Annotated in this window: 13 protein-coding genes and 1 pseudogene; 7 read left to right on the top strand and 7 right to left on the bottom strand. The window is 60.0% G+C overall.

Features of this window, described 5'->3' with window-relative positions:
- Nucleotides 1-661: 661 nt before the first annotated feature.
- Nucleotides 662-1,297 (top strand): recombinase family protein, encoded by a 636-nt coding sequence (locus A5701_RS09135; protein ID WP_067751492.1) that lies wholly within the window; start codon nucleotides 662-664, stop codon nucleotides 1,295-1,297.
- A 27-nt stretch (nucleotides 1,298-1,324) separates the two neighbouring features.
- On the opposite strand, the gene A5701_RS28085 is transcribed toward A5701_RS09135, so the two are convergent.
- Complete coding sequence (locus A5701_RS28085; protein ID WP_156670015.1) at nucleotides 1,325-1,918, bottom strand: hypothetical protein; 594 nt, start codon at nucleotides 1,916-1,918, stop codon at nucleotides 1,325-1,327.
- A gap of 62 nt (nucleotides 1,919-1,980) precedes the next feature.
- Nucleotides 1,981-2,490 (bottom strand): hypothetical protein, encoded by a 510-nt coding sequence (locus A5701_RS28080; protein ID WP_156670014.1) that lies wholly within the window; start codon nucleotides 2,488-2,490, stop codon nucleotides 1,981-1,983.
- A gap of 192 nt (nucleotides 2,491-2,682) precedes the next feature.
- On the opposite strand from A5701_RS28080, the gene A5701_RS09130 reads away from it, so the two are divergent.
- From A5701_RS09130 to A5701_RS09105, 5 genes are all read left to right on the top strand, one after another.
- The gene (locus A5701_RS09130) at nucleotides 2,683-3,324 is read left to right on the top strand and encodes a hypothetical protein (protein WP_156670013.1); all 642 of its coding nucleotides are present in this window, start codon (nucleotides 2,683-2,685) and stop codon (nucleotides 3,322-3,324) included.
- 822 nt (nucleotides 3,325-4,146) lie between these two features.
- Entirely contained in the window at nucleotides 4,147-4,587 is a 441-nt protein-coding gene (locus tag A5701_RS29295) for a DUF732 domain-containing protein (RefSeq protein ID WP_156670012.1), read from the top strand.
- 436 nt (nucleotides 4,588-5,023) lie between these two features.
- Nucleotides 5,024-6,754, top strand: a complete 1,731-nt coding sequence (locus A5701_RS09120; protein ID WP_231972797.1) for an alpha/beta hydrolase — start codon at nucleotides 5,024-5,026, stop codon at nucleotides 6,752-6,754.
- Between the two features lie 160 nt (nucleotides 6,755-6,914).
- Complete coding sequence (locus tag A5701_RS09115; protein WP_067751479.1) at nucleotides 6,915-7,409, top strand: hypothetical protein; 495 nt, start codon at nucleotides 6,915-6,917, stop codon at nucleotides 7,407-7,409.
- A gap of 205 nt (nucleotides 7,410-7,614) precedes the next feature.
- Nucleotides 7,615-8,604: a hypothetical protein gene (locus tag A5701_RS09105; RefSeq protein ID WP_231972796.1), complete on the top strand. Its 990-nt coding sequence runs from the start codon at nucleotides 7,615-7,617 to the stop codon at nucleotides 8,602-8,604.
- Nucleotides 8,605-8,870: 266 nt separating this feature from the next.
- Here A5701_RS09105 and A5701_RS27360 read toward each other — a convergent pair whose 3' ends face one another.
- The 3 genes from A5701_RS27360 to A5701_RS28070 form a co-directional block, all read right to left on the bottom strand.
- Nucleotides 8,871-9,953 (bottom strand): GTP pyrophosphokinase family protein, encoded by a 1,083-nt coding sequence (locus A5701_RS27360; protein WP_082969706.1) that lies wholly within the window; start codon nucleotides 9,951-9,953, stop codon nucleotides 8,871-8,873.
- A gap of 199 nt (nucleotides 9,954-10,152) precedes the next feature.
- Nucleotides 10,153-11,646, bottom strand: a complete 1,494-nt coding sequence (locus A5701_RS09100; RefSeq protein WP_067751476.1) for a serine/threonine-protein kinase — start codon at nucleotides 11,644-11,646, stop codon at nucleotides 10,153-10,155.
- 155 nt (nucleotides 11,647-11,801) lie between these two features.
- Nucleotides 11,802-12,251 carry a hypothetical protein gene (locus A5701_RS28070; RefSeq protein ID WP_156670011.1) on the bottom strand — a complete coding sequence of 150 codons (450 nt, stop codon included), beginning with the start codon at nucleotides 12,249-12,251 and terminating at the stop codon, nucleotides 11,802-11,804.
- A gap of 412 nt (nucleotides 12,252-12,663) precedes the next feature.
- On the opposite strand from A5701_RS28070, the gene A5701_RS27355 reads away from it, so the two are divergent.
- Nucleotides 12,664-13,209 carry a hypothetical protein gene (locus tag A5701_RS27355; protein ID WP_082969705.1) on the top strand — a complete coding sequence of 182 codons (546 nt, stop codon included), beginning with the start codon at nucleotides 12,664-12,666 and terminating at the stop codon, nucleotides 13,207-13,209.
- 777 nt (nucleotides 13,210-13,986) lie between these two features.
- On the opposite strand, the gene A5701_RS09095 is transcribed toward A5701_RS27355, so the two are convergent.
- Complete coding sequence (locus A5701_RS09095; RefSeq protein WP_067751472.1) at nucleotides 13,987-15,381, bottom strand: recombinase family protein; 1,395 nt, start codon at nucleotides 15,379-15,381, stop codon at nucleotides 13,987-13,989.
- A gap of 13 nt (nucleotides 15,382-15,394) precedes the next feature.
- A pseudogene (locus A5701_RS27350) lies at nucleotides 15,395-15,993 on the bottom strand (competence protein); the annotation flags it as partial.

The following is a 15,993-nucleotide window of genomic DNA, read 5'->3' as shown; positions in this document are numbered from 1 at the left end:
GGCAGTCATCTGGGGCATGGAAGAGGCTGTCCGTGTCGTCTGGTGGGCGCTTCGTCTATTACCGCCCGAGAACCGCATCAGATGGAACAACGCAAAGTTACTTCGGAGCGGGGACGATCGAGCAGATTTCCGAGCAGGCGCCTGGTGATTTTGTCGCGACTATCGCTGACTACGTGCGGTTCTCGGGCGGTAATAGACGAAGCGGGCACCAGACGAGACGGACAGCCTCTTCCATGCCCCAGATGACTGCGAAGTCCAGTGGTAGCTCCTTCCTTCCACATCGTTGTAGCCGTCATCACCGGCGCGTACCTCGCGCTGATTAAGAATGAAGTAACCGGGATCAGCTGTCCCTTCGTTGTGGTTGGCATCGGTCGTCGCCATGGTGGCCGTGGTCCCCTCCGCTCGGCTGGTACAGGGGAAGTTACTCCGACCGGACGACCAGTTCTGGGAAATTCGGGCTCTCTCAGCTGGTGGTCAGACCTGCGGTCAACGGATACCTGGTGTCCTATTTCTAAAGATTTGGGATCCGTGGCCTACGAGACCGCAGGCACTGCAATCTACGAGGTCGAGCAGTCCGGTTTCCTGGTGTCACACGAGAGTCCGAGTTTTTACGAGATCTGAAACTGGATGAATCGTCGGACAGGAGCGGTTCTCTAAAGGTATGAGTACCGCCGCGTACCTTCGGGTGTCCACCGGGCAGCAGTCGATCGACCAGCAGCACCACGCGATCTCGACAGCCGGTATCACGCCGGATCGGGTATTCACTGACACCGCATCTGGACGCGCCGGTAGCGACCGACCGGGGTGGTCAGAGTGCTTGGGCTGGCTGCGCGAAGGCGACCAGCTCATCGTCGTCGCCGTGGACCGGCTCGGGCGGTCCGTCCGGGAAGTCGCAAATGCCCTTCACGATCTGACCGCTCGCGGTATTCATGTCAGGTCATTACGGGAAGGGGTGGACACGAGCACTCCGACCGGACGCGCAGTCACTAGCATCATGGCCACGATCGCAGAGTTGGAACTCGAACTTGGTAAAGAGCGGCGTGCGGCCTCACGCGAGGCTCGCATCGCTCGCGGTCTGGCCGCCACCAAGCCGATGAAACTCGATGCCGCCCAACAAAAGAGACTGCTGCGCCTTTATCAGCAGGGAGAGCCGGTCAGCGAGCTGACAACCCTCTTCGGGATCAGCAGGAGCACCCTCTTCAGGACGCTGAAGGTGCTCAGGCTGAAGGATCCGGTAAATCAACGGGGCCGGCCACAAAAAATCTCGAACACTGCGGATGGCGCAAGTTACTTTTGAGAGCAACCTCTGAGACAGGCCAGGTCGTCACTCTGATCTGGTACTCAACCCAGACTGCGATGTAATAGTTGCGTTCAGCCGGGGCGACCTAGCGAGATCTATCCATCGACCGCCAGCGGCACCGCCGCCGCCACCTCCAACACAAACGATCTCAAGCGTGTGCGCATCGGGGCGGATAGCCGCTTCCGACGTCCCTGGCGTCACAAATACGTCGACATCTACGGGTGAATTATCTTCTGCTATCTGAAAAATAAACACCGCGCCATCGGCGCCTGGTCCACCCTCGCCACCGTTAAGCAACCCGAAGCCGCCCCCTCCACCCCCAGCACCGAACCAGCCGCCGCTTCCACCGCGTCCGCCACGAAATGGATCATTCGACTCAACATGGGGTGTGATGGTCGCGAGATCTATTTGGAAAGGCTGTTCATAATTTTCACAAAGATCTAACCACGCGCAATGTGAAGAAATATTGTGTTGGAGCGCCGCTTCAATGGTGCGAGCTATCGTTCCCATTATGAATGGCAGGTGCTCTGGATGGTCGCGGCAATGCGTTCCCCCTGCAAGCGCGAGCAGGGCGATAATTCGAGCGTACATTTTCGAGATCGCCTCATCGATCTCCAAAACTCCGCAATGCGAGACCCGTAAGCGATACGACAGCGTACCCTCATCGATGCGAGAACTCATTACGAATCTCGACCGCCCTGGCCGCCGCCTCCAATACCGGCTCCGCCGCCCCCTCCACTGCCGAAGATGCCGCCGGGACCACCAGCACCACCGGTTATTGGCATGTTAATCGAAAATTGTGGGCCATCGATGTCGGGTTGATCGAGCACTTCTGCCGACCAACGTCGCTCTAGTTCGGCAATAAGCTCATCGCGGTACTGCTCGATTTCCTCCCGCCTCAGATTTTTAGATTGCCGAGTAGTCGAATCATATTCATCATGATGATCCAGGCACAGGAATACCAAGTCGGACTCGGACGTCTTGCTGGGGTCTTTTCCAAGATGCGCCAGTTGGCCTTTTTTTCGACTGAGGTCGCCATCTAAACCAAAGCAAACGGCGCAGCGGCGGCGACTCTCCGCCAGTATGCGGGCCTGCGTTTCCGGTGGTATTTTCTTTCGTTCCGACACGGTTTCATCTATACCTCCATGGCCGCATCCCGCGCCAGACCAGGAGAAGATGACCATCTCCAACTCGGTGAAGTTCCGGTGTCGGGCACGCAGCGCAAAGCGCGAAGGGCCACGCTGAAGCAAGAAATCCGGCAGACGTGGCCCACGGTGTCGTTGAGGTTGGGTAGCGTCACTCCCAGCGGATGGGAACGCCGCCTTCGAACCTATAGCCGATGAGAGAGGCATCGGAATCCATCTCGCTGGAAGGTCGTGGAGATGAACAGTGTTGTCCCTGAACGGATACGGAAGTACACCGTCGCTGACGTCGACGCCCAGCGGATCAGATGGGTGTCCGAGCGATGGACCGCCGCGTTTGATGGCCACGAGGTTGCCCATAGGAAGTTAGCTGCCCATTCGGAGGCCGAGGGTGGTATCGCTCGCAGGTTCATCCACGACCAAGCTGATGGTGATCCGATCGATCTATTTCTGATGGCTATGGCGTGGGGTTACAAGCCGAAGGACTATGGGCCACACCGCGTTCAGGAGATCCTCGGCGCCGACGGCGCAGAGGACAAAATCCGCTCGATCGTTGCCATCGCACGGGCGGAAGGTGCCGGAGCTGGCTGGCATGCGCTTCTCAATACACACAAGATCGACGGTCTGAACATGTCGTTCGGCACAAAGCTGCTCTACTTTGCGGGGTACACAGCCGAGCACCGTCCCCGGCCACTAGTGCTCGATGAACGAGTCCGGAAGGCGCTTAACCAACCCGATATCGTGCCCGGCGCAGTGCCGTTGACGGGTCTGGTGCGGCGGGCAGACTACATCAATTACTTAGAGCTGGCCGAGGCATGGGCGTCCGATTCCACATGGCAACAGACGCCGGAAGTCGTGGAATACGGCCTCTTTGCGTTGTGACTGGTTGGCTTGCTAAGTGGAGCAGGCGCCGGAAGATGTGCGATGTAGCCCTCCTGTTGCAGCCGCACTGTCGGTACCCACGCCTATCGTGCCCGCGATGGCATCCGATGACAATGTTGATCACGGCGACGCTGCAGTCCGAGACTCTCCTAGCCCTCACCGCCGACAACCCGCGACAAGAATCAACTTGAGTGGGTGTTGAACGCTCCTGCCGACCCTGCCGCGAACTGTTACTGGAAGCAGCGCTGTACCAAGTAAATTGATCTTTATCGCGCACTAAAGGCAGCGCCGGGGCCAAAACCTGTAAATGACTGCGGCCACCGCGATTAGTTTCAGTCGTCAGCAGGCTGTGCCTACGCTTCTTTAGGGTTCGCGAGGTCGTCGAATTGGAACGGGGCGTCGTTGCAGCGACGTCGGCAACCGAGACAGTATGAATCGAGCGGCGAGGGCATCCGTCTGCGAGTTTGGCTCTACTCCTCTGTCCCAGTTCGGAAACACCACTGGGCCATCTCCATGATTAATCGGGGGCAGAGCCACTGGTCCACCCATGCCCTTTGGCCCCTCGGCCGCTCCATCAGGGCACTTAGGCTCCTCCCGACGGGTCCAAGTGCTCTATGGATTGACCATCCTCCAGAGAAAAGTGGAGGCCTGCCCGGCATACGTATCGCCCAGAAGTGAACCGAGGATCTGCTGTAACGCTCCTGGCGCCAATGGCGCCGGACGCTCAGGAGATGGGGTGGGTTACATGCCCAAGCACCCTAAGGTATTGACCGCGATGGAGCGTCAGCGCCGCATGGTGATGCAGCAGACGGGAGTGGCAGCATGACCTACTACTACGGGCCTCCGGAGCAGTTTCGCCAACTCCGAAGGCGTCGAAGCTACGCCAAGATGGTCGCCGTAGGGGTCACCGTGTTGGTGATTGTGGGGATTGTGGTGGCTGTCGTTGCTGGGATCGGGATTCACAAGCAGCAGTCCGATGCTCTGAAGGCTCAGTGGGCTCCGCCTGCCCCCGCGATGGTCCACTACAGTGCCCCTGAGCAGCGCTACCTCGATCACCTACGGAACGTACTCAGGGTCGGGGACGACGAGACGCGGGATCTTCAGCTCGTGAACACCGGTCACATGGTTTGCAATGACTTGAGCAAAGGGGTCGGTATGAGTGCCGAAATCATGAGTCTTGAATATGCAGGCCGGACCCCGCTTGAGTCCCACGCGATCGTCAACCTAGCGTTTAGCGATTTGTGCCCTCGCGTTTATGGGTAAGGCGGATGAAATGCCCCAGGCACTCACGCGCGGTCACCTGCGCCGGTTGGCCACCGAGCACCACCGGGAGGTCGGTGTCGGGGCGCCGAAGTGGTGACGTGCGGCCAGGTCGTGGTTCGGGTGCGCTACGCGAGCAAGGAAGGTTGGTAGAGGTCGTAGGATTTCGCCCGACTTCTTTCTCAGCGTGCCGCGTGGTGCATGCCTTATTCCCCACAGTGCGGCGATGGCAAATGCCCGATGCCAAGGTGAATTGACCACCAGGTCTGGGACAGTAACCTTGGCGCCAGCGCGAGAGGGGTGGCGATGCGTATCTGTGCCGGGCTGCAGCGCACCGTGTCGCCGACCAGTCGTCAGCAGTTGCAGCCCTGCTGGAAGCCCGGACTAATCGAGAACCCCTGACGATTCGATGCAGCTCAGGTACATAAGCATCCCGGCGTTGATCGCCTTTGCTGGCGGCGACCCGTGGGCGGTCAACCGGACTCTACAAGCAGGTGAGCCGGGGCAGATTTCGAGCCTCGCAAATGCGTTTAAAGCTGCGGGTCACTCCACCGCCGAAGCTGACCATGCCTTCGAGCAAGCACGCAACCGGTTCGATGCCGCCTGGAATCACCAGAATGGCGATCATCCGATCAACGACTCAGCTGAAGTGCAGCGTGTGGCGAAGTCGCTTGGGGCGCAGGCCGTGCAACTGCCCAAGATTGGTGCGGATCTGGAAACCATTGCCGCATCATTGGCCGAGGCGCAAAAAGCCGCTGCTGGCCAGATCGCCTCGCTGGAAGCGCAGCTGACTGGCCTCGACCAGATGATCGCCGAGGCCGTCGAGCTAGAAAACGAGCATCCCAACCTCAGCGCGGCCGACCGCGATGCGCTCAACGCCTACATCAACTCACTCGAAGACGACGCGATCCGCGACACGAAGGCCGCGCTGGGCCAGCTGCAAGCAACACGCGACGGCTACTCGAACACGCTGCAGAACGCGCTGGGAACCCTCAAGAGCGAGGGATACGACCCGGCAGGTATCAGGGCGCAAGAGGGCCCACTGTCGCCAGCACCCCCGCTGCCGGATGACCCCAATCAGTTTGGACAAGTGTGGAACTCGCTCACCCAAGAGCAAAAAGACGCGGAATATGCCCGGAACCATTTCGTTGGCAACCACGCTGGCATGCCCTTCGTTGATCGCGATCACTACAACCGTATCCACCTCGACGAGCTGCAGACTTCCAACCAAGCCGACTTGGACCGCCTGCGCGCTCAGCATCCAGATTGGGCCAGCGGGAAGACGCCGTTCTTGAAGACCAACGAGTTTCTGGCGTGGCGACGGCAATGGGACGCTGCTAATCGTGCCCGAGACGGGTACTCGAATGTGAAAAGTACTCTCGGCCCGCCGCCGGACAAGGTGCCGCCTGGAAAATTGCCAAGGTACTTGGGGATCATCGACGACAAGGGGCACGCCGCTGTCTCCATCAATAACCCCGACGCGGCGAAACGCGATGCCACCTTCGTGCCGGGTACCGGCCAAGACCTCACACGCTTTGATGCCAGCGCGCTCAAATCCGAACGCATGTTGTCGGCGACGCTTGCTGCCGACAAAAGCCTGCGGCCACAAGACGTATCGGTGACGACATGGATGGGCTACGACCGGCCAATGAATGTCTTTGACGCGGCATCGACCAGCTATGCCCACAACGGCGCCGCCGCGCTCGACGATTTCCAGGCTGGGTTGCGCGCCTCCCACAACGACGCGGTTACCGGGGGGCCCTCACTGAATACGGTGATCGGGCACAGTTATGGCTCCACCGAAGTGGGCGCGGCCGCGCTCGGTGGCCACCACCTCGACGCCAACAACGTCATCGCCGTGGGGAGCCCCGGGGTACTGGCCGGACATGCCAGCGACCTCAACCTTGATCCCGGGGCGCATGTCTTTGCCACCCGAGCCCAAAACGACGTCATCGGCGTGGTCACGGGCATGAGCCTCGGCCCTGATCCAATGAGTTCGAAGTTTGGGGGCATCCCGTTTGAGGCAGCGCCCGGACCGGGCTGGCCCTTCGGTCTGCCGACAGTCGCGGCCCACAGCAGCTACTGGGATACCGGTAACCCTGCGCTTGACAATATGGGCCGTATCATCGCGGGCAGAGTCGATGTCACCCCACCCACCTTCACGCCCTGATCAGATGATGAAACCGACAATCCATAGTCTGCTTTGTTTACTGGCGGTGCTGCTCACAGCGGGGGCATGTGCTGCTTGCTCATCGGGATCGTCACCCACGTCTACAAAACACCCTGCGCCGAGCGCACCGTCTGGCGCAACGGTAATTCCAGGAGGTCCGATGGAGTCCACACCAGCCGCTCCGTCACCGAAAGTACCTGCGAGTCAGGAAGAAGCGCAGAATACGGTGATCCGCTACATCCAGCAGACCGTGGACGCGCTGCCCCCCGGAACCAATGTCGATGGAACTCGTTACAGCGGGGTCGGTTCCGGGATCGCCTACTGCGAAGACGAGCCGAAGGACCAGAATTCCCCGGTCAACTACTCCTACTGGGGTGATCTGAACCTTCCGCAGGGCACCGACGTCAACGCCCTCTTCGGTCAGGTGGAAAGCATCTGGAAAGGCTGGGGTTGGCAGGTCCTTGAGCGGCAGGGGTTCGAGAAGCCCAACAGGTTCGGCTACGCCCCTGACGGTTACGTGGTGCAGATCAAGGCCGCGTATCCGCCCGGCTCGCCCCCAACGATCATCGGGACATCACCCTGCTTCCCAGGCAACCTGCGCAAGGAAGGTACATCCGTACCCACCGTGATAAACCAGACCTCTCCCTCGAGATGAACCAACGGAGCGGGATTGGGCACCGATCTGGTTGATCGCCGATCGAGGTGAGCCACAACGACTCCCCGTTTATAGGGGCCATGATCCGAGAGGGAGTCGACCAGAGAAATAGGTGGCCCTCGAACTCTCAAGACCCATTCGTTGAGTGTCTCATGCCCGATCAGCTGAGCTGGTGATGTCAGTGTGTATCTCTATGCTGAGGACCATGGCGCGGCGCAAGCAGGTCTACAAGCTCACCTATCCCAACGGGAAGATCTACGTCGGCTTGGACCTGACCGGCGCGATTTCTTACTTCGGTGGCCCGAGCGCCGACGAACTCATATCCGCCGACCTTGCTGAGCACCGCCTCGACCTAACCGTACGCAAGCAAATCTTGTGGGAATCGGACACTGCGACCGAGACCGAAGCTCGCGCAATCGAGACCACGTTAATTCGCGAACATTGCTCTGCTGAACCCGAAGTCGGTTACAACGTTGCGGCCCAAGTTCTGCCGCCTGCGAAGGAGACGGCGGTACCGCCGATGCGCTGGTACTGCCGCCCCGAAGGTGACAAGCAACAACTGAGGGTGACGCCTCGGCTGGCGTCCTGGAATAAGGCCGACGATCCAGATCAAGTTCGGCTGCGCGCTTATCTCGATGACACAGAAGAGCTGCTCGCGGGTTTGCGGGTCGTTGGCCCGTGGGCGCTCCGGCTCGATGTGGGACTCCCGACTGGACGGGACCTACTCAACATGGCGGACCTCGACAACTACGCGTATCCGCTGGCCTATCGCCTCAAGGACCCCAACCTCGTGTCGGTGTGGTGCACGAAGCAACACAGCGAACAGTCGTTCGTGCGCATCGAACCCGCCCGCGAGATCCCCCCGCCGACAGGGGATGTGCTGGTCGCGAGAACGACCGCATCGACTCAGACGGTCACGTACAAGCAGCAGATCCACGCCGCCGTCGCCGACGCATCGGAACTGCGGGCCGGACCAGTCAGGCTTGAACTCGCCTTCGTCGTCAGCCCCCGCAGGAACTGGCTGAACCTTTGGAAGCAGACGATCGACTCGCTCGAACCGCTTCTGGGACGTACCTATTCAGACCGCACCTGGAATCCGCTCGACGGCAGGATCACTGAATTGGGCATGCACCTGACGACTGACCCTACTGCTCGCAACGATGTCGTCGTCGGCATAGCTGCCTCGTGCGCGTAATGAGCTATACCAATCGCCGTACGGCGTCCGTTCTGCGGAGCAAGCTGCGCATTGTGGTGACTAGAAGCTTCGTCGATTCTTGTACTTACCCGGTTGCACCCCACGGGGCAACGCGAAAAGCCAGGTCTTTCTGACACCAACAATTAGACGACGCGGCCACGGATGCCAGGGCGACGGTGCTCACTTGCGGGCGGTTTCGCATGTGCGGCCAGTTTGACGCACAGCGGCGCAACTCAACATTCCGGACCAGTCAAGCAGGTTGCACCCTATCGAATCTTATCCGAACTATCTCCGCTATAATGAAGCCCACTCGCGATGCTGGAATCAAGTAATTCGGGACGGTATATGTCTCCCAATAGGTCGGCTCTCAACATCGCCTTTTGATGATTCTTTGCACACAAGTATAAGCCAAATACATCGGGCCCAATAGCAAAAGGAACGTAGCCAGCGTCTCGTCCTTGGTCCGCTATTGTCTGCAGTAGCAAAATATCAACCTTCAACCGCTCATCGACAAGGCTTGATAGGTTGGCGTAGTCGAGCAGTTGGACGGCCTCTACTAACCTTTCGAAAGCTTCAGTTTCGCGCTTGTTGCCTAGCTTACCTTCGAGCCGAGTAAACTTTCTCCAACCTCGCTGTTCTGCCAAACCGCTCAAGCCATGCCAGTCAAAGTTGGTTATCTCCTTAAAAGAATCAACATTAAATATATTTTTGTTATGAGCTTTCAGTCTTGCTGCACCCCCTTGCGGGCCATCGTTTAACGATTCAATCTTCTCCTTATACCGATCGAACTGAATGTCGCCCTCCTCAAGAATTGCTGCAATTCTGTGGAGGGCCCGCTTCGCATCCGACGGTGCGGTCGATTCGTTCTTATAGTCGAGCGAATGGCTGATCGACGCCCACGCGTGTTGCAGGATTGTCCTAATCTGCACCTCGGCACGCAAATTTTCAAACGCTTCATTTTCGAGGAGGCTCGCTCGTTCGGGCGACAACTTAACGATCATGTGATATCCGGAGTATCCAAACTCTTCCGCCCGAGTCGATCTACGATCCTGTTCGTCTAGCACCAGAAATTCAGCGGCAATCAGTTCTCGAACTCTAGCAATATCACTTAAATGCCTCACCACGACTCGGACTCCGCACAAGTCTTGTACGCTTCGGTGCGATGTATAATTCTTGCTCAGCATCTTTTTGAGAGCGCTCTCAATATCTTTCGCGCGAGAAGTTATCTGGTCGAGCGGAATCTCGTTACGAGCACAAATATTTCCTAACACACCCTCAAGGTATAGACCTAGTAAGCGATGATTCTCGCGCACTCCAACGAAGTATTCTTTAGCGTCTGTCGGGCTCATACTTTCCCCATCTTCCGATGCCACTCAATACGTCAAACACGCAGACCATTCAGTTGCTACTTGAGGCAAGTCTTTACTCTGCCTTTGCATGGTTCGTAGTACAGTTATGCGTACAACGGAAATTTTTAATCGCGCACCGACACTGATTTCCATTTGGATATGCTCGCGATGGCACGAGAGCCGGGTTATGCATTGAGGATCAACCTCCCGCGTACTCGATCATTGGTTCGGAGTAGACCTGGCCGCTCGGCGACGTAATTGAGATTCCGTTGGGACGCACCTGATAGCGAGTTCCATCGACCGGGTTGGTGACGTCGAATCCGCCTGAAGACCGTACGGCGTTGGCCAGTTCGATGCTGGCGCCGTCGCTGAGACGAACGCCCCGATAGTAATAATTTGCGGGCCCAACCTCACAGACCACGATTAACGATTGGGTGGTGCGCCCCATCAGCGCTGGCGTACTTCCCGGATCGCAACGACCGCCGGGATAGCCCACGAAACCCTGGGCATCGGTGTCCGGCAAGGTGATTTGAGGCTTCGATGTCCTCGTAGCCGATGGTCGGATGGTCGGAGATTCCGATGTGATATCGCTGCTAGTCGGCGCTCTCGACGACGTTGTGTCGGAAGCGCTCGGCGTCCCCCGGTTATTTCGCACCATCAGTAACGCTGCGATCAGTGCGGCAGCCAGAAATGCAGCAACTGCCCCGGCAACCAGCACCAGGCGCCCATGCCCGAACTTCCGCGCTGGTGGTGGAGGGGCGTGAAGGTTCTCGGCATACGGGGTGTCCCCGGTCCCTTCTGGATTAGGCCATCGAGTCGAGAACTCGCGGGTGCCTACTGGCTGTCGAGGGAAAGAAGCGAACTCAGTTGATGCTTGGGAGGACGCTGCCGCAGCCCTTGCTGCCCTGGCGAGTTCACCTGCTGAGGGGAAACGATCCGCTGGCTGTTTCGCCATGCCACGGGAAATAACGTAGTCAAAAGCGGCTGGGATGGCCGGGTTGAGGTTCGACGGCTTCGGTGGCGGAAGGGTGAGATGTGCGGTGATCTGTTGTTCCGCGCTATCACCGGGATAGGGCTGGGCGCCGGTAAGACATTCGTGGAGCAGACAAGTTAGTGAGTAGACGTCGGCTCGGGCATCGGCGACACCATCGGTGAAACGCTCGGGGGCCATGTAGGCCAAAGTTCCAATGATGGCGCCTGTCTTGGTCATTCTCGTCTCCACAACGCCGTGAGCGATCCCGAAGTCGATCAGGTAAGTGAAGTCGCCCTTGGTCACCAGGGCGTTGGAAGGTTTTACGTCCCGATGCACCAATCCGGCGGCATGTGCAGCGTCTAGCGCGGCTGCGAGCTGTTCAATGACGAGAACAGCCCGCTCTGGGTTCATTGGTCCCTCGCGTTTGAGCAGGGTTCCCACGTCAGTGCCGTTGATGATCGGCATGACCAGATATAGCTTGCCGTCGACTTCCCCTGTGTCGTGGACGGGAATGATATGCGGCTCGGTCAGCCGGGCGGCCGTATGGGCTTCGCGGCGGAAGCGTTCGCGAAAACCGGGTTCGGTGGCTAGTGCGGTGGACAACACTTTCACCGCGACATCGCGGTCGATCACGGTGTCGTGGGCTTTGTAGACCTTGCCCATGCCGCCCTCGCCGATCACCTCGATCAGCCGGTAGCGTCCGAACACCACCTCATCCATCGGCGGGTGCCCCCATTAATTCCCCGAGTCAGGTCCAACCGAGCAAGACAGTAACTTCGAGTTGCCCTCTGCGCGGCCGTTTCGTTCACTTGGACGTTGGCGTCTCGACTTTTCTGCACATAGGGATGGAGAGGTTTACACGCTCAGCACGTCGATCAAAACGAGGAGACGCTCTCGACGCTCACGAACATTCCGTGCCCGGTGCCGTCGTTGGTGAAGCGCGTGCCATCACTGCTCGGCAAGACCGTCCACCCCTGAATGTCATAGGTTTGGCCGTAGGCCAGCACCATGTCGTTCTGTGGCGTTCCGCCACCGCCGATATTCCCGTCCATCCAGCGAAAAGTTCCCGAAGCTGTGACCTCGGCCAGATCGTAGTGAATACCCCCAGGGCAGGGGTTGCGACATTGAGATTCAGTAAGAGACATCGGCGCCTGCGGGAAACCCGTGCTGTTGGGTCCACTCGCTTCGCACGCGACTTTGTCCGGTCCTATGATGCACCGCACCCGACCCGACTCGGTGCGGACGTATTGGGATGCGTCGGCCGCCGGTACCCCGGCGATGCTCAACGCAGCGACCACGGCGGCCACAAAGGCGATCCGCTTCACGGCTGAGAGGGTAGCGGGCTGCTGTGACGCTCGCACTAGAATCCGAAACCAAGCACGGCGTGCATCGAAATCACCCTGGCGCTGGCCGACGAACCAACGATCACTGGTCCAGGCTCCGTCGATTCCCGTAGGTTTGCTCGGTCCTGCCCGGCATTCGCCATCTCCGTCACGATCGCTGAAGTGACAACCAGTGCGGCGATCGCAGAGCCTAGGCCGAGCACGTTGTAGACGAACGGTGGGTCGGCGCCCGGCATCGACCGCCGAGACGTCGCCCCCACGCACCAGGCCATAATCTGTGACCACTACAAGTCGACGCCCCACATCGGCTAGAGCCGAATGATCCCTGGGTCAACGCCGACCACTAATCGGTCACCGAGCGCCTGCGTGCCCTCGGTGGTGAGGAACTCGGTCAATGCATCCAGAAGGCAGTGATACGCAGCCTGACCATGAACAGCGAACCAAAAAGACAGCGGTACTGGTCGATCGGCTGCACGCGATTGTCGAAGAACTTGAGCTTCTGCACCCGGGCCGTAAATTTCCGCTCGATGGACATTTGGTGGGGTCGCTGGCCGAAGCTGCCGCAGAGGCCATCTTCGACATCAGGTTGAAGCCACCTTCGACCCCCGGGCATGACGCGGTCAGCAGGCAGGATCACCGCGCTGTCGAGATCAAAGGCACCTACGGGACCAGCGGCATCGCGATCAGGCCGACTTCTCATGACCATGCGTCGGCACTAATCGTGCTGCGTCTGTCCCGCAGATCTGGTGAGCCCCACGAGATCGTCTACAACGGTCCGTTCGATGTAGCTGCCGCTGCTGCGGGACCCGTCGGGTCCAACGGTCAAGCGCGCATCAGCCTCAATCGACTACGTGGACTCAACGACTCTGTCGATGATGGTGACCGGATACCCCGCCGCGACCTTCGAGAGCCCGTGCCCTTAGACGTTCAACAACGTTGAACTGCAGGTTGATCCGACTAATCAAGCATTCGCTCAATGGCCATTGCGGCGTCGGAATGCGGGATCGACTGCGACCCCATAGCCGGGCCCTCGTCAATCCGTCATCGTGCAGCATCCGGCCCCCAAAGACCAAATACGATGAGCGACGGACGTCGTGCCTCAGTTGCGTTTGCTGCGACGGTCTTGCGCAACTTCATGGGGCAGGAGCGCACCAATCTAAGGCAAATCCGCAGCTCAATCCGCTCTGTCCCGAATCCCTTGGGCGCATGGGCAACCCTGACGGCTCGTACCTCACTTGACGCTATCTGTTCACAGAATGTGTTTCGGTCTGGTTCCCGTCGGAATTTGTGTAGGTACTGCGCAGCTTCGGCTACCAACTCACACGGTGGAGGTACGAATGTCAGCCGATAACGTCTCGCGGATCGCCGGATTGGAGCCGACCTACTCGGCGCGAGAGGCCGCTGCTGTACTCCGGAGGAGCTACTCCTGGCTTGATCAGCGGCTCCGCCGAGGCGAGTTAGTGGCGCCCGACGGCAGCGCCTTTAAACCCTGCCGAGCAGCGAATGGATACAGATATTTCAGTAGTCAGACACTTCGGGAGATAGCGGCTTCTTGTTACCGGCGCCGGTGGTACTCGTTTGACGAGCTGAAGGCGGTCTTGAGTGAGCTGGCAACGGACGTTCAATACGGTCCAGTGAGCGCGGGGTCAAGTTTCATATCAGGTCGCGACGCATCCCCCAGACCGTCATCTCACACAGCCGCAGACTAGGCGAGATGCTATGTCTTCCATGTGATCTCGACCGACTTGGGGTCGAACCGAGGGCCCTTGCGGGTCGGCATGATGCGGATCTTCACGAGCATGTCGACGACTGCGCGACGCTGGTCTGGTGTCATCCGTTCCCACATGGTCGCCGGGTCGGTCGTCTTGACAAGACCGCCGAGCACTCGGGTCCTGTCGGGTGACGCGGCGTCCGTCTGCGCCTGATCCAGCTTCGGTCGTAACGCGGCGTTGATTGTGGTCATCTGGGCAAGGGTTATAGCACCGGCCGCGTACGCCTCGGCAGCGTCGTTCAGTCGGTCGTGTAACTCCTGAACTCGTGCAGCAGCAGCATGCGCCTGGTCGGCACGGTCGGTCTCGGCAAGCAGCTCGACGGCATCGGGCAGGGCGAGCCGGGCGAGAATGATCCTGGTAACTAGGTGGTCGACAGATGTCTGGTCGCGAATGACGTGCGCTGACCGACACCGGTAGATGGAGTTGGCTTTGCCCTTATAGGGCTTACCCTTCGCCACCACGATCGGGCTGTCGCAGACTCCGCATCGTGCCAGTACGGACAGCAGGTGCACGCGGCCATCATTCCCCGGATTCGTTCTTCTGAGAGGGTTTGAAAGTATCGCCTCAACCTGATGGAACACGTCAGCGGGCAGGATTGGCGTCCACTTTCCTTGGCCGACCACCTCTCCGTGGTGGACGCGGAGACCGGCGTTGCGCGGCCTCAGCAGCATGTCACGCACGGTGACGTCTCGCCATTGTCGGCCGGTCGCGGTCCGATGTCCGGCGGCGTTCAACACGCGGGCAATGGCCTTGACCGACTCCCCCGCGAGAACCCGCTCGGCCGCCTCTTGGACGACGACGACCTCGGCCGGGTGGATGGCCTTCCTGTCCTCGGTCCAGCCGTACGGACGTGACCCGCCGTGGTTGAGTCCCTCGGCTGCGTTTGCCTCAAGTTTGCGCCGAACCCGCTCGGCCTTGTGCTCACTCTCGTACTCGGCAACTGACCCGACTATGCGGGCATTCATTCGCCCGGATGGTGTCGATAGGTCGTACCGGCCCGCAGTAACGGTCTCAACACGGACACCGTATTCATCGATGAGGTCTATGAATGACACCAGCTCACGCGTTTGCCGATGCAAGCGGTCGGGGTGCCAAGCCACGATCACGTTGATCTCGCCCGCCTTAATTGCCTCAAGCATCGCGAGATAGGCGGGTCGCGTCTTGCGCCGGTTGTATGCCGACCGGTCGTTGTCGCAAAAGACCTGGACGACGGTCCAGCCGTGGCTGGCACAGAGCTTGCGAGCGTCGGCTTCCTGACGCTGCACGCCGAGCGCATCGCCGTTCACGTCGGCACTGATTCGGGTGTAGATCCCTGCCAAACCATGGCCGCTGAGTTCCATGTGTTGATCGTATACTGAGGTGCGTCATGCCCGCCGCCCGAAAGTCGCGGTCCGTCTCGGCGGTGACCGCCGAGGTGTCACCCAGGACGAGGGCCGGCAGCATCGCCGCCTGCTCGGCGGGCAGCGTGCCGCGCACCGCGGCGGCGAACCGACCGCGCACGGTGTGGGCTGCCCGCTGCACGGCGCCCGCGGTGCCCATGGTCGGGCGGCCCGAGGCGTTGAGCACCGCGACGGTGAGGTCGCGGCGGGTCGGGTGTCCGATCCGCGCCGTGAACCGCACCGGCCGGCCCACCATCAGCCCATCGCCGTCCGATTCGAAATCCGGGGCGCGCGCGAAGACGACGACCCGGCCCGAGATCTGTTCGTCGCGCAGGCGCTGCATCGTGGCCCGGAACATGAGCCGCCCGCGGCCCAACGACACCGGGCTTTCGCTAGGGGTGACCGTCACCGGGGCGGCGGTCCCGAACGCGGCCGTGATCGGGTGACGCTCTACCGCTTCGGCGCGTAACGCCACCGCCAAGCCGAATCCCGCACCGGTGACGCCGACCGCGGACAGGCCGACGGCGACGGCCCGCAGCCGACCGGTTCCGTCCGATCGAGCCACGGCGCGCC

This window comes from Mycobacterium sp. E3305, assembly GCF_001666785.1.
Lineage (GTDB): Bacteria > Actinomycetota > Actinomycetes > Mycobacteriales > Mycobacteriaceae > Mycobacterium.
This window is presented reverse-complemented; position numbering and strand designations above follow the sequence as displayed.

Excerpts from the sequence above, each read along its gene's own strand:
- A5701_RS27360 (WP_082969706.1), bottom strand. The coding sequence starts at position 9,953 with ATGAGCCCGACAGACGCTAAAGAATACTTCGTTGGAGTGCGCGAGAAT.
- A5701_RS27355 (WP_082969705.1), top strand. The coding sequence starts at position 12,664 with ATGCATCCAGAAGGCAGTGATACGCAGCCTGACCATGAACAGCGAACC.
- A5701_RS09105 (WP_231972796.1), top strand. The coding sequence starts at position 7,615 with ATGGCGCGGCGCAAGCAGGTCTACAAGCTCACCTATCCCAACGGGAAG.
- A5701_RS09135 (WP_067751492.1), top strand. The coding sequence starts at position 662 with ATGAGTACCGCCGCGTACCTTCGGGTGTCCACCGGGCAGCAGTCGATC.
- A5701_RS29295 (WP_156670012.1), top strand. The coding sequence starts at position 4,147 with ATGACCTACTACTACGGGCCTCCGGAGCAGTTTCGCCAACTCCGAAGG.
- A5701_RS09130 (WP_156670013.1), top strand. The coding sequence starts at position 2,683 with ATGAACAGTGTTGTCCCTGAACGGATACGGAAGTACACCGTCGCTGAC.
- A5701_RS09100 (WP_067751476.1), bottom strand. The coding sequence starts at position 11,646 with ATGGATGAGGTGGTGTTCGGACGCTACCGGCTGATCGAGGTGATCGGC.
- A5701_RS09115 (WP_067751479.1), top strand. The coding sequence starts at position 6,915 with ATGGAGTCCACACCAGCCGCTCCGTCACCGAAAGTACCTGCGAGTCAG.
- A5701_RS09095 (WP_067751472.1), bottom strand. The coding sequence starts at position 15,381 with ATGGAACTCAGCGGCCATGGTTTGGCAGGGATCTACACCCGAATCAGT.